At 66.9% G+C, this 12,448-nt stretch carries 13 protein-coding genes and 2 pseudogenes; 3 read left to right on the top strand and 12 right to left on the bottom strand.

Annotation, left to right across the window (positions count from 1 at the left end):
• Window positions 1–6 precede the first annotated feature (6 nt).
• The 3 genes and pseudogenes from ABDV69_RS03025 to ABDV69_RS03015 form a co-directional block, all read right to left on the bottom strand.
• Window positions 7–765 (bottom strand): sensor domain-containing protein, encoded by a 759-nt coding sequence (locus tag ABDV69_RS03025; RefSeq protein WP_343571861.1) that lies wholly within the window; start codon window positions 763–765, stop codon window positions 7–9.
• 2 nt (window positions 766–767) lie between these two features.
• A pseudogene (gene lepA / locus ABDV69_RS03020) lies at window positions 768–2,680 on the bottom strand (translation elongation factor 4).
• 70 nt (window positions 2,681–2,750) lie between these two features.
• Window positions 2,751–2,990: a hypothetical protein gene (locus ABDV69_RS03015; protein ID WP_343571860.1), complete on the bottom strand. Its 240-nt coding sequence runs from the start codon at window positions 2,988–2,990 to the stop codon at window positions 2,751–2,753.
• 114 nt (window positions 2,991–3,104) lie between these two features.
• Here ABDV69_RS03015 and ABDV69_RS03010 point away from each other — a divergent pair, with 114 nt between their 5' ends.
• A complete protein-coding gene (locus tag ABDV69_RS03010; RefSeq protein ID WP_343571859.1) occupies window positions 3,105–3,683 on the top strand; it encodes a type II toxin-antitoxin system PemK/MazF family toxin in 579 nt (192 codons plus the stop codon).
• Window position 3,684: 1 nt separating this feature from the next.
• Here the strand turns inward: ABDV69_RS03010 and ABDV69_RS03005 are convergent, their stop codons facing one another.
• The 6 genes from ABDV69_RS03005 to ABDV69_RS02980 form a co-directional block, all read right to left on the bottom strand.
• Window positions 3,685–4,113 carry a CBS domain-containing protein gene (locus ABDV69_RS03005; RefSeq protein WP_343571858.1) on the bottom strand — a complete coding sequence of 143 codons (429 nt, stop codon included), beginning with the start codon at window positions 4,111–4,113 and terminating at the stop codon, window positions 3,685–3,687.
• Between the two features lie 87 nt (window positions 4,114–4,200).
• Window positions 4,201–4,632, bottom strand: coding sequence for a type II toxin-antitoxin system VapC family toxin (locus ABDV69_RS03000; protein WP_343571857.1), 432 nt, complete (start codon window positions 4,630–4,632; stop codon window positions 4,201–4,203).
• Window positions 4,619–4,876, bottom strand: a complete 258-nt coding sequence (locus tag ABDV69_RS02995; RefSeq protein ID WP_343571856.1) for a ribbon-helix-helix domain-containing protein — start codon at window positions 4,874–4,876, stop codon at window positions 4,619–4,621. Before ABDV69_RS02995 ends, ABDV69_RS03000 begins: the two co-directional genes overlap by 14 nt.
• Window positions 4,877–4,935: 59 nt before the next feature.
• A complete protein-coding gene (locus ABDV69_RS02990; protein ID WP_343571855.1) occupies window positions 4,936–5,775 on the bottom strand; it encodes a transglutaminase family protein in 840 nt (279 codons plus the stop codon).
• The gene (locus ABDV69_RS02985; RefSeq protein WP_343571854.1) at window positions 5,775–6,773 is read right to left on the bottom strand and encodes an alpha-E domain-containing protein; all 999 of its coding nucleotides are present in this window, start codon (window positions 6,771–6,773) and stop codon (window positions 5,775–5,777) included. Before ABDV69_RS02985 ends, ABDV69_RS02990 begins: the two co-directional genes overlap by 1 nt.
• Complete coding sequence (locus tag ABDV69_RS02980) at window positions 6,773–8,440, bottom strand: circularly permuted type 2 ATP-grasp protein (RefSeq protein ID WP_343571853.1); 1,668 nt, start codon at window positions 8,438–8,440, stop codon at window positions 6,773–6,775. Before ABDV69_RS02980 ends, ABDV69_RS02985 begins: the two co-directional genes overlap by 1 nt.
• Before the next feature lie 161 nt (window positions 8,441–8,601).
• Between ABDV69_RS02980 and rpsT the strand changes: the two genes are divergently transcribed.
• Window positions 8,602–8,868: a 30S ribosomal protein S20 gene (gene rpsT / locus ABDV69_RS02975; RefSeq protein ID WP_343571852.1), complete on the top strand. Its 267-nt coding sequence runs from the start codon at window positions 8,602–8,604 to the stop codon at window positions 8,866–8,868.
• A 61-nt stretch (window positions 8,869–8,929) separates the two neighbouring features.
• Here rpsT and holA read toward each other — a convergent pair whose 3' ends face one another.
• A complete protein-coding gene (holA, locus tag ABDV69_RS02970) occupies window positions 8,930–9,886 on the bottom strand; it encodes a DNA polymerase III subunit delta (RefSeq protein WP_343571851.1) in 957 nt (318 codons plus the stop codon).
• A 12-nt stretch (window positions 9,887–9,898) separates the two neighbouring features.
• Window positions 9,899–11,446, bottom strand: coding sequence for a ComEC/Rec2 family competence protein (locus tag ABDV69_RS02965; protein ID WP_343571939.1), 1,548 nt, complete (start codon window positions 11,444–11,446; stop codon window positions 9,899–9,901).
• On the opposite strand from ABDV69_RS02965, the pseudogene ABDV69_RS02960 reads away from it, so the two are divergent.
• A pseudogene (locus tag ABDV69_RS02960) lies at window positions 11,434–11,505 on the top strand (hypothetical protein); the annotation flags it as partial. The gene ABDV69_RS02965 and the pseudogene ABDV69_RS02960 overlap by 13 nt on opposite strands.
• A 60-nt stretch (window positions 11,506–11,565) precedes the next feature.
• Here ABDV69_RS02960 and ABDV69_RS02955 read toward each other — a convergent pair.
• The gene (locus ABDV69_RS02955) at window positions 11,566–12,405 is read right to left on the bottom strand and encodes a ComEA family DNA-binding protein (protein WP_343571850.1); all 840 of its coding nucleotides are present in this window, start codon (window positions 12,403–12,405) and stop codon (window positions 11,566–11,568) included.
• Window positions 12,406–12,448: the final 43 nt, after the last annotated feature.

The following is a 12,448-nucleotide window of genomic DNA, read 5'->3' as shown; positions in this document are numbered from 1 at the left end:
ATCTGGTCAGCTCAGATCGCTGACCTTCTCCATCATCGCTTGGGCGACGTCGACGGCGCTGGTGTCCGGGTTCGCCGAACCCGGGTCTGAGGGCCGCCGGTCGCCGAAGAAGACCATCTCGACCTCGACGATGCAGTTCAACCGGACACCGACGGCACGAGCCTGCGGCGTGGGCTGCAGGGCCGGCATGTTGGGCAGCGTCGCAGTCGCGGTATTGGTGACTGCGACAACGGAATCCAGCGTCCGGACGTCACCGATCACCGTCGTCGTGCTGATCGGTCCGGTCTGTTCGGTCAGCGTCCGGCCCGTGCAGCGCTGCCACTGGTCGGGGAACGTCGCGAACAGGGCCCGGGCATCTGCCGCCGACGGCAGCGTGACGACGCCCTCCATCACGCTGATCACCTGAGCCGGATCGCCGTCGTTCCACCACGACACCGACGCCACGGTTTGGACGTCGGCCGGGCCGTACACGCTCTTCTGCAGCATCGCCGTGACCTCGAGGCAATCCGCCGACTCTGGCGGTGCCGCACGCTGGTCGAGGATGTCGGCGCCGCCGAATTCGGCGGGCGCACGGGCCACGAACGGTTGGCCGAGCATCGTCGACAGCGCCCGGCCGTCGAGCAGCACCTGCTTGACGGCCGGGCCGGTCAGCGGCTTCGGTTTCAGGTTCGGCGCCGGCTTCGCCGTGCCGGCAATCACCGGACCACACCCCACCGCGAACGCGGCAACCACCGCGCACGCCGTAGCCAGTCCGAGCGTCCGCACGGCTACTTCTTGGTGCCTTTGTCTGCAGCGGCGTCCGCGGACAGCGCTGCGACGAACGCCTCCTGCGGCACCTCGACCCGGCCGATGGTCTTCATCCGCTTCTTGCCTTCCTTCTGCTTTTCCAGGAGCTTGCGCTTACGGGTGATGTCACCGCCGTAGCATTTGGACAGCACGTCTTTGCGGATTGCCCGAATGTTCTCGCGTGCAATGATTTTGGATCCAATCGCGGCCTGGATCGGCACTTCGAACTGCTGACGCGGGATCAGCTCCTTGAGCCGGGTGGTCATCTTGTTTCCGTAGGCCGCCGCGCCGTCCTTGTGCACGATCGCGCTGAACGCGTCGACCGCCTCACCTTGTAACAGGATGTCGACCTTGACCAACGCCGCCTCCTGCTCGCCGGCTTCTTCGTAGTCGAGGCTGGCGTAGCCGCGGGTGCGCGACTTCAGCGAGTCGAAGAAGTCGAAGATGATCTCGCCCAACGGCATCGTGTAGCGCAGCTCGACCCGTTCCGGTGAGAGATAGTCCATGCCGCCGAGTTCGCCGCGGCGGGACTGGCAGAGTTCCATGATCGAACCGATGAATTCGCTGGGCGTGATGATGGTGGTTTTGACGATCGGCTCGTAGACGGCGCGGACCTTGCCTTCGGGCCAATCCGACGGGTTGGTGACGACGAGTTCGGTGTTGTCTTCCTTCTCCACCCGGTAGACGACGTTCGGTGACGTCGAGATGAGGTCGAGGTCGAATTCGCGTTCCAACCGCTCGCGGGTGATCTCCATGTGCAGCAGCCCGAGGAACCCGCAGCGGAAACCAAAGCCAAGTGCCACCGAGGTTTCCGGCTCCCAGGTCAGCGCGGCGTCGTTGAGTTGCAGGCGCTCCAAGGCGTCACGCAGGTCCGGATAATCCGAGCCGTCGACGGGATACAGCCCGGAGTAGACCATCGGCTTCGGTTCGCGGTACCCGACCAGTGCCTCGGTCGCACCGTGTTTCGCGGAGGTGACGGTGTCGCCGACCTTCGACTGGCGGACATCCTTCACACCGGTGATGAGGTAACCAACCTCCCCCACGCCGAGCCCGGCGGTGGCCTTCGGCTCGGGCGAGACGATGCCCACTTCCAGTAGCTCGTGGGTGGAGCCGGTGGACATCATCGTGACCTTCTCGCGCGGGGTGATCTTGCCATCGATCACCCGCACGTAGGTCACCACGCCGCGGTAGATGTCGTAGACGGAGTCGAAAATCATTGCGCGCGTTGGCGCTTGCGCGTCACCGACGGGCGGCGGAACTTCGCGGACCACGTGGTCGAGGAGTTCGGTCACGCCTGCGCCGGTTTTGCCCGAGACCCGCAGCACGTCGGTCGGTTCGCAGCCGATGATGTGCGCGATCTCGGCGGCGTAGCGCTCGGGGTCGGCGGCGGGCAGGTCGATCTTGTTGAGCACCGGGATGATGTGCAGGTTGCGGTCCAGGGCCAGGTACAGGTTGGCCAGCGTCTGCGCCTCGATGCCCTGGGCGGCGTCGACCAGCAGCACCGCGCCCTCGCAGGCCTCCAACGCGCGGGACACCTCGTAGGTGAAGTCGACGTGGCCCGGGGTGTCGATCAGATGCAGGACATATTCAGTGTCATCGAGTTTCCAGGGCAACCGGACGTTCTGCGCCTTGATGGTGATGCCGCGCTCGCGCTCGATGTCCATCCGGTCGAGGTATTGGGCGCGCATCGACCGCTCGTCGACGACGCCGGTGAGCTGCAACATCCGGTCGGCCAGCGTGGACTTGCCGTGGTCGATATGGGCGATGATGCAGAAGTTCCGAATCTGCGCCGGCGCGGTGAACGTCTGGTCGGCGAAACTGCTGATGGGACTCTCCTGGTGAAGCCGGGCTGAGGCGCTACCAGCGTATCGAGGGTCGGGCGTCGCAGCACAATCGCGGGGCGGGTCGGGCGAAACGAAACCCCCGGAGTCGCCTCCGGGGGTTCGTTGTGGAGCGTGGAACTTTTAGAACAGCGAGGCGAGATCGGTCCACAAGCTGCTGCTGTCGGCGGCTGCTGAGGCGGCGGCAGCTGGGACGTTGGTGTAGTCGCCACCGAATGCGGTCAGGATGTCATACAGGTTAGGAGCTCCCGTAGCCACGGTGGTGCCGTGGGTGTAGAGCACCTCGGCGAGATCGCTGCCACCGGCAGTGGTCGGTGCTGCTTCGAAACGGGTCCGCCCCGCAACCACGGCAACCCGCGACATCGAAAAGCTGAGAATTACATGTGCGACGGCCCCGGCGCGGCGGGCTGAGATGACGCCACCAGGCGGCAGTCGTCGTACGAGCGCAACCGCGGCGTCCGCACCTATGCTGCCAAGATGCCGTCACAGTGGCGAACCTTCCAACGGCTAACTGAACATCTGGTGTTCAACGAGGCGCCGAAGCTGATCCGGCAGTTGCAGCGCTCGCCGACCGTTCAGCGCGGCATCAAGATCGGCCTGGATGCGCTCGCCGGCTCCGCGACCGACGCGCCGGCCGAGATCACCGCCGGGCGGCCGGTCACCAGGAACAGCGCGCCCACCGCGCATCGCGCCCGCAAGATCGTCTACCGCCCCGACCTCGACGGTCGCGCCGATCCCGGCGAGGTGGTCTGGACGTGGGTGACCTACGAGGACGACCCGACCCGCGGCAAGGACCGCCCGGTGCTGGTCGTCGGCCGCGACCACGCCACCCTGCTCGGCTTGATGCTGTCCAGCCAGGAACGACACGAAGCCGACCGGTCCTGGGTGGGCATCGGCAGCGGCAGCTGGGACGACGAGGGCCGGCCCAGCTGGGTCCGGCTGGACCGGGTGCTCGACGTCCCCGAAGAGAGCATCCGGCGCGAGGGCGCGATACTGGAGCGCACGGCGTTCGATGTTGTCGCCGCGCGACTGCGCCGCGACCACTCCTGGAGCTGAGCTATCCCTGGGTGATGTAAGACTGCAGCTGCTGGTGCTCGCTCTCCAACTCTTGCATCCTCGTCTTCACGACGTCGCCGATGCTGACGATGCCGATCAGCTTGCCGTCCTCGAGTACCGGCACGTGCCGGACCCGGTTCTCGGTCATCAGCAACGTCAGGCTGTCGACGGTGTCCTCTTTGCTGCAGGTCGAGACCATCGTCGTCATGATCTTGCGCACCGGCTGCGATAGCACCGATGCCCCGTGAGTGTGCATTTGGCGCACCACGTCACGTTCGGAGACGATCCCTGTGACGCCCTCCGGCCCAGCCACCACCATGGCGCCGATGTTGTGATCGGCGAGCCCGGCAATCAGCTCGGCGACCGTCGCGTCGGGGTCGATCGTCACCACCGCGGCACCTTTGCCGCGCAACACATCCGCTATCCGCATCGAGCCTCCCGCTGAGTGTGATCAGGTTCACAACCAGGCTACGACGAGATCGGTCGCGGCGAAAGGAGGTTGGCGAGATTGCGCCTGTCAGATGCTGAGCGGATGACTCCACCGCAGGCGCTGAAAGCGTGCGAACCCGCGGTCGGCACTGAGCCAGATTGCGTTGTTCTCCAACGCATAGGCAGCCAAATACACATCAGAGATGTCGTTGCCGCGCGCTTCGATCTCCGCGGCGAGCTGTCGAAACAAACTCCAGTGCCGTTGCCCAGGCGAGAGCCGCATAACCGCAGGCGCAGAAAGGAGCGCATCGACGGCTGCCCACGCCTCGTCGGTGTCTGTCGGTTCGGTGAAAATCCGCCGATTGGTCACTATTCGGACGAAACCTCCGAGCGTTAAGTCCGGAATGCCAACCGGCTCATCGCCGTTGGCCAGCCGCTCGAGTAGGGCTCGATACTCCGAGTGCCCGGAGACGTCACGACGGTGGGCGTACACCAGCACATTGACGTCAACGCAAAGCATCGAGCGAAATGCCTTCGTCCAGCACCTCGGCAATACCGCCATTATCCGAAATGTCGACTCCCGGAACCAGTCCGCCGGCGCCGGTTGACCGCACCCGATAACGGATCGATGCACGCGGTTCGGGCGGCGTGAGCCCGCGACGCACCGCATCTTCGAGGACCGCGGCCACGGTCCGTCCGGAGCGAGCGGCTTTCGCCTTCACTTCGCGGTAGAGGCCGTCGTCGATCCGGATGGTGGTGCGCATGGCAGCATTTTAGCATCACAGCTAGGCATAAAGATGCCAGCACGCCCTGAGCCCAGTGGCTACGCCAATCGGGTGATTTCGACGACGACGTCGAGGTCGGTGGCACCCCGCCCCGAGTAGATGCCTTTGAGCGGAGACACATCCGAGTAGTCACGCCCGACGCCGACCGCGACGTACTGCTCGTTGATCTCGCTGTCGTTGGTGGGGTCGTGGTCCCACCAACTTCCGGTCCAGGCCTGAATCCACGCGTGACTCTGGCCGTCGACGGTCTCCCCGACTGCGGCGTCCGCGTTGGGATGGCGGTAGCCGGAGACATACCGTGCCGGAATTCCCATGCTGCGCAACACCATCAGTGACAGGTGGACGAAGTCCTGGCAGACGCCTTTACCCGCGCGCAACGCATCCAAGCCTGACGAGTGAACGCTGGTGCTGCCTTTGACATAGTCCAGTTCGCCGCGCACCCACTCAGCAGCCGCGAGGACGGCGTCGGCGGGATCGTGCTCCCTGGCGAGCTTCTTGCCCACGGCCGCGATGCGTTTGCTCGCCGGCGCATGATCGGTGGGGGTCAGCACCTCGTCGTAGCGGTCGATGACGGAGTCGTTTCGCAGCTCCGACCAGCCCAGCTGCTGAGCCGGCGGGTCGGGCTTCTCGGTCTCGACCACCGACGCAGACGTGACCGTCAACTCGGTGTGCGGCGCATGCAAGTCGAACGCCGTGACCGCGGTGCCCCAGTAGTCGACGTACCGGTACGACCGGGTCGCCGGAACGGTTTCGACGCGGTTGAGGACGACGTTCTGCCGGGAATCCGATCGCGGCGTGAGCCTGGCCTCGTTGAAGGAGGCCGTCGCCGGCGACGGGTACGCGTAGCCGGTTGCGTGCAACACACGCGTGCGCCACATCAGTTCTTCCCCTGCTTGGTCGACTTGATCGGCTTGGCCGGCACCGGATCGCGCTGGCCGGCGTCCGTCCAGGCCACCCACGGGACGGCGTGAAAGTACTGCACTGCCAACGCGTCTCCTACGTCGTAGCACGACTTCTGCAAGCCGGCCAACCGCATCTCCAATGATTCAAGCAGCACGCCCGGGCGGACGAATTCGAGTTCGCTGCGGGCCCGGCCGAGCAGCCGCTGCGGCTCCGAAATGGCACCGACGCTGCCGTGTGAGTTGTGCAGCAGTTCGTCGAGATTGTGCTCGGCCATCTTCAGCGAATAGAAGATCGACCGCGGGAAGCGCCGGTCGAGCAGGATGAACTCGACGACCCGATTGGCATCCAGCACACCGCGATACGTGCGCAGATACGTGTCGTGACCGCCGGCGGAACGCAGCAGCGTCACCCAGGCCGGGGACACCGCACTGTCACCCACCCGGGACAGCAGCATGCGCACCGTCATGTCGACCCGTTCGATCGCGCGGCCGAGCATCATGAAGCGGTAGCCGTCGTCTCTGGACAGCGTCGAGTCGGCCAGGCCGGCGAACATCGCCGCGCGACCCTCGATGAACGACAAGAACTCATGCGGGCCAAGACGTTTGGCGGCTCGCTCGCGTTCACCCAGCGCGTTGAACGTGGTGTTGAGGCATTCCCACGTCTCAGTGGACGTCACCTCGCGGGCCGAGCGCGCGTTTTCCCGCGCGGCGGTGATGGCGTCGACGATCGAACTGGCGCCGCCCGAGGCGCTGCGACGAAAGGCCACCAGGTCGGTGAGCGACCACACGTCCAGCTCGGTGTCGGGCTCGTCGATTCCCAAGACCTGCAACAACACTCGCGAGGCCTGGTCGGGGTCGACGCTGGAATCCTCCAGCAGTCGGTGCACCGTGACGTCGAGAATGCGCGCCGTGTCGTCGGCGCGCTCGACGTAGCGACCGATCCAGTACAGCGCTTCTGCGTTTCGGGCGAGCATCAGCGAAGCACCGCCTGGTGTTGTTGCTGTGGTTTCTGGCCGGAATGCGACTGTTTCCGTCTTTGCGTCGACTTCTCGACCGCCTCTTCATCGGCCGCTGTGGCCGGCGCGGGCAACGCCTTGACCACTTCGGCGGCGCCCAGCTCGCGATCGGCGGCCGAGGTCTTCGACGCCAGCACCCAGGTGTCCTTGGACCCGCCACCCTGGCTCGAGTTGACTACCCGCGACCCTTCGACCAACGCCACCCGGGTCAGGCCCCCGGGCAGCACCCACACGTCGTTGCCGTCGTTGACCGCGAACGGCCGCAGGTCGACGTAACGCGGGGTGAGAGTGGCGCCGATCTGCGTCGGGACCGTCGACAGCTGCATCATCGGCTGAGCGATCCAGCCCCGCGGATCGTCGCGGATGCTCTTGCTGATCGCCTCGAGTTCCTTGGCGGACGCTTCCGGACCGAAGACGATGCCGTAGCCGCCGGAGCCCTCCACGGGTTTGATCACCAGCTCGTCGACCCGGTCGAGTACCTCTTCACGCTCGTCGTCCAGCCAGCACCGGAAGGTGTCCACGTTGGCCAGCAGCGGCTTTTCGCCCAGGTAGTACTCGATGATGGTCGGCACGTAGGTGTAGACGAGCTTGTCGTCACCCACTCCGTTGCCGACGGCGCTGGAGATCACGACATTGCCCGCGCGGGCGGCGTTGAGCAAGCCAGCCACTCCGAGCACCGAGTCGGGGCGGAACTGCATCGGGTCCAGGTAGATGTCGTCGATGCGCCGATAGATGACGTCGACCTGACGCTCCCCCTCGGTGGTGCGCATGTAGACCTGGTTGTCGCGGCAGAACAGGTCACGGCCTTCGACCAGCTCGACGCCCATCTGGCGGGCGAGCAGCGAGTGCTCGAAGTACGCCGAGTTGTAGACGCCCGGGGTCAGCACCACGACTGTCGGGTCGGCCTCGTTGGTGGCCGCGGAGTTGCGAAGCGACCGCAGCAGGTGAGAGGCGTAGTCGTCGACGGCACGCACCCGGTGGGTGGCGAACAGGTTAGGGAAGACCCGGGCCATCGTGCGCCGATTCTCCATCACATACGACACCCCGGACGGCGACCGGAGGTTGTCTTCGAGGACCCGCCAGGTGCCTTTCTCGTCCTTGATCATGTCGATGCCCGCGACGTGGATGCGCACACCGTTGGGCGGCTGGATGCCGACAGCCTGGCGGTGGAAGTGCTCGCAGGAGGTGATCAGCCGACGTGGGATGACGCCGTCACGCAGGATCTCCTGGTCACCGTAAATGTCATCGAGGTACGCCTCGAGCGCTTTGACGCGCTGGATCAGGCCACGCTCCAGCTTCGTCCACTCGGCGGCGGAGATCACTCGCGGGACCTGGTCCAGCGGAAACGGCCGCTCCTGGCCGGACAACGAGAAGGTGATGCCCTGGTCGCTGTATGCCCGGCTCAGCGCTTCGGCGCGGTCGTCGAGGTCATCGGCGCTCGACGGAGCCAACTCGCGATAAATGCCTCTGTATGGCCCTCGGACGTTGCCCTGAGCGTCGAACATCTCGTCGAAAGCTTCGACATAGCCATTGGCGACGTTATAGCCGTCGAAGATGCGCTCGAAGTTCTGCGACTTGCCTTGCGTTAGCCGCTTGGTCTCTGCGGGATTGGTTCGAAGGGCCACATTGCCATGCTGCATCAGATCTTCGAGCTCCGCAGAGTCAGGTTCGTTGCTTTGGGGGAATGCACGACGGGCTGATACCCTAAGTAGTCGCTGGTTAAGCGTCGAAACGCACTGGCAAACCTTGACACCCCAAGCCGCTGATATTTGAAGAGGAACTACGCGTGGCCAACATCAAGTCGCAGCAAAAGCGCAACCGCACCAACGAACGCGCCCGACTGCGCAACAAGTCAGTGAAGTCGTCGCTTCGCACGGCTGTCCGCGCGTTCCGCGAGGCCGCCGAGTCCGGCGAGAAGGACAAGGCCGCCGAACTGCTGGTCTCGACGAGCCGCAAGCTCGACAAGGCCGCCAGCAAGGGCGTCATCCACAAGAACCAGGCGGCGAACAAGAAGTCTGCGCTCGCGCACGCGCTGCACAAGCTCAGCAGCTAGTCCGCCCTACTCGGCGCAGCCCACGCGCCGACTCCTTCTCGGGCCGTCCCGGCCCGCATCGTCACTCGGCGACCAGTTCAGCGACCTTCCGCACCGCCGCCTCCAGGGCATAGTCCGCGTCGGCGGCCGCCCCTTTCACGTCCGCGTTCAGCGCTGCCACCAGCCGCATTGCGGTAGCCACCGAATCCCGGGACCAGCGCCGCGCCTGTTTCTGCGCTTTCTGCACCCGCCACGGCGGCATGCCCAGTTCCGACGCGAGCCGATACGGATCGCCCGACAGCGACCCGACCCGCCCGATGCTGTGGACGGCCTCGGCCAGCGCGTCGGCCAACACCACATGGGGCTCGCCGCGCAGCATCGCCCAGCGCAGCGCCTCGACCGCGCCCTCGACGTCACCCACCACGGCCTTGTCGGCGATGTCGAAACCCTTCACCTCGGCCTTGCCATGGTGATAGCGCCGCACGGCGGCGACGTCCACATGGCCGCCGGTATCGGCGACCAACTGTGAACAGGCCGAAGCCAATTCGCGGACATCGGAGCCGACCGCGTCGAGTAGCGCTGTGACCGCGTCGTCGTCGACCTTGACCTTCAGCCCACGAAACTCTTTGCGCACGAAGTCCAACCGCTCGCCGGCCTTGGTGAGCTTCGCGCAGGGATGCACCACGGCGCCCAGCTTTTGCAGCTGATTGGCCAGGGCTTTGGCCCGCCCGCCACCGGAGTGCACGACGACCAGTGCGGTGCCCGCGGGTATGTCCTCGGCGCATTTGGCGATCAACTCGGCGGCTTCTTTGCCTGCCTCGCCGGCGGACTCCAAGACCACGACGCGCTCGTCGGCGAACAGCGACGGGCTGAGCAGCTCGGCCAGTTCGTATACGCCGACATCGCCGGCCCGGACCCGGTCGACCGGAACGTCGTTGGTGCCTGCACGATTGCGGGCCGACCGCAGCACGTCCGCGATGGCGCGCTCGACCAGCAGCGCCTCATCCCCCAAGACGAGATGTAGTGCCTGCTGACTCACCGGTTGATCGTGTCACGTCTGGCCGACAGGTCCGCCGGCCCCCGCCTGCAGACCGGACAGCGTCCAGGCGAGTAGTGCGCAGGCCGCCAACGCCATGGCTGCCCGAAACCACCGCCACCGCCACAGCAGCACCGCGAGCAGTCCCACGGCGCCGACCACCACCACCCCGGACAACCCGGACGGAACCGGCACACTCGCACCGGGCACACTCGCCGACCAGTGCGCGATCCGCAACAGCCACCACACTGGCGGACCGGTGAACCGGATCAGCAGCTGCGCCGCGGCCGGCCAGAACAGACACAACGCCGCAGCGGCACTCCCCAACACCGTGATCGGCGCAATCAACGCCGCCACCGCGAGATTGGCCGCCGCCGACACCACACTGAACCGGCCGGAAATACCGGCGATCAGCGGCGCCGTCACCAACTGCGCGGCGCACGCCACGCAGACGGCGTCCGCCGCCGGCTTGGGCCAGCCCGCTGACACCAGGCGGCGCGACCAGATCGGCGCGACGACCACCAAGGCCGCCGTCGCCACCACCGACAACGCCAAGCCCACGTCCACGGCCAACTGCGGCGTGCTGACCATCAACACCAGCACGGCGGCCGCCAGCGCCGGGATCGCCTGGCGGCGGCGCGACGACAGCACACCCACGAGCGCGATCGCGCCCATCACCGCCGCCCGCAACACGCTGGCCGAGGGCTGCACCACGATGACGAACAGCACCAGCACGAGGCCGGCCAGCCCGACCGCGGACCGCGGGCCGATCAGTCGCGCCGAGAACAACACCGCCCCGCAGACGATCGTGACGTTGGCGCCTGACACCGCGGTCAGGTGCGTCAGGCCGGCGGCGCGGAACTCTTGGCTGGTGATCGGGGTGACCGTCGACATGTCGCCGAGCACCAGCGCGGGCAGCATGGCGGCCTGGTCGGCGGGCAGCACCCGACGGGCCGTGTCGGCGAACCCGGCGCGGACGGCGTACGCGGCCCGGTTCAGCGGCCCGGCACGGCCCACCGTCGGCGCACCGATCGCGGTGACCACGGCCACCGTCAGGTCATGACGGATCGGTGCCGTGATGCGCGCGCGAAAGCGCATCGGCTGGCCGACCATCACGGCGCCGAAGTCCCGCTCGGGAGCGAAAACCACTGCGCGGCCCGATGTCGCATCGCGTCCGATTTGACGCAGTTTGGCGCCGAACAGCAGTCGACCGTGACCTACCGACCGCGCGCTTTCGACCGGAGTGACGGCAATCTCGACGGTGCTGCCGAATGCGGCGGCGATCGGGTGGTGCGCGACTGCGATGACGCGCAACGCGATCGCGAACCCGAAGCCGGCACCGATCAAGCCTGTGGCGACCAGCCCGATGCCGATCGCCCGCAACCGGGTCCGTTCGCACGCGTAGCGCCACAGCAGCGCGCCGGCCGCGCTCGCTGTCAGGCAGGCCCACCCGGCGACCGTGCCGACCGGCCAGATGATTCCGGCTGCGGTCACGACCCAACTTGTCAGTGCCGCCGGCACCAGGCGCGCATCCAGCCGCGCCGGCGACGATGCAGAGCGCAGCGATGAGGAGGAGCGGCGCCATGACCGCGCCGGCGACGATGCAGAGCGCAGCGATGAGGAGGAGCGGCGCCATGTCCGCGCCGCGGCCGCGTCGGCGGTGGATGGTGGCGCCACCGGTCTCAGACACGCACCAGCGGGCGCAGCTTCTCCAGACGTCCGGGGCCGATGCCGTCGACCTCGCCGAGCTGTTCGACGCTGGTGAACTTGCCGTTGGCGCCACGCCAGGCCACGATCGCGGCCGCCATCACCGGCCCCACTCCGGGCAGGGTGTCCAGCTGCTGCACGCTCGCGGTGTTCAGGTTGATCAGCTGCGTGGGCCCGCCCTTGGCCGGTCGGGATGCCGAACTGGTCGGACCGGGTGCCTTCGAGCCCGGGCTCACCGAACTGCCCAACACCGCGGGCTGGCCTTGGGCCGGCGCGATCCCCACCACGATCTGCTCGCCGTCGTCGACCTGGCGGGCCATGTTGAGCCCGATGGTGTCCGCGCCGTCCGTAGTGCCCCCGGCCGCTTTCAGAGCGTCGGCGACGCGCGCCCCGGGCGCCAGCGTGACCAGGCCGGGCGCGTGCACCAGGCCGACCACGCTGACCACGACCGGCTGGTTCGGCCGGGCGGACGGGTTGAGATTGCGGCTTGCCGAGGCTGCCATGTCAACCGCCGGCAGCTTGGCCGAGGCGACGGGTGCGGGCTGCTCGCGCATCAGCGTGAAGATGGTGACCAGCACGGCGATCGCGGCAACCGCGCCCAACGTGACCGCTCCTGCGCGCCCTGGGTCCGCGCGCACCTTAGCCAGCCAGCCGTCCTGCGCCGAACCGTCTGCAACCCACCGCGGCAGCAGCGAGTTCGGGTCGTCGTCGTTGTCGTGGTCGTTGTCGTTGTCGTTGTCGTTGGAGTGTGCGTCCGAGCTCGGCTGAGCACCGAGTCGGCGGTGCAATCGCTCGGCGGGCAGTTCTGTTCGCATGCGCCGACGGTAGGTCCGCCCACCGCCACTGCGATCGCGTTCT

This window comes from Mycobacterium sp. (genome assembly GCF_039583785.1).
Taxonomy (GTDB): Bacteria; Actinomycetota; Actinomycetes; order Mycobacteriales; family Mycobacteriaceae; genus Mycobacterium.
Note: the sequence above shows the minus strand (reverse complement) of the source record. Positions and strands in the feature narration are given on the sequence as shown.

Coding starts and splice junctions, on each gene's coding strand:
- ABDV69_RS02955 (WP_343571850.1), bottom strand. CDS start 12,405: ATGCGAACAGAACTGCCCGCCGAGCGATTGCACCGCCGACTCGGTGCT.
- ABDV69_RS02990 (WP_343571855.1), bottom strand. CDS start 5,775: ATGTGGCGCACGCGTGTGTTGCACGCAACCGGCTACGCGTACCCGTCG.
- ABDV69_RS03000 (WP_343571857.1), bottom strand. CDS start 4,632: ATGCTTTGCGTTGACGTCAATGTGCTGGTGTACGCCCACCGTCGTGAC.
- ABDV69_RS02995 (WP_343571856.1), bottom strand. CDS start 4,876: ATGCGCACCACCATCCGGATCGACGACGGCCTCTACCGCGAAGTGAAG.
- ABDV69_RS03005 (WP_343571858.1), bottom strand. CDS start 4,113: ATGCGGATAGCGGATGTGTTGCGCGGCAAAGGTGCCGCGGTGGTGACG.
- ABDV69_RS02985 (WP_343571854.1), bottom strand. CDS start 6,773: ATGCTCGCCCGAAACGCAGAAGCGCTGTACTGGATCGGTCGCTACGTC.
- ABDV69_RS03015 (WP_343571860.1), bottom strand. CDS start 2,990: ATGTCGCGGGTTGCCGTGGTTGCGGGGCGGACCCGTTTCGAAGCAGCA.
- ABDV69_RS03010 (WP_343571859.1), top strand. CDS start 3,105: ATGCCGTCACAGTGGCGAACCTTCCAACGGCTAACTGAACATCTGGTG.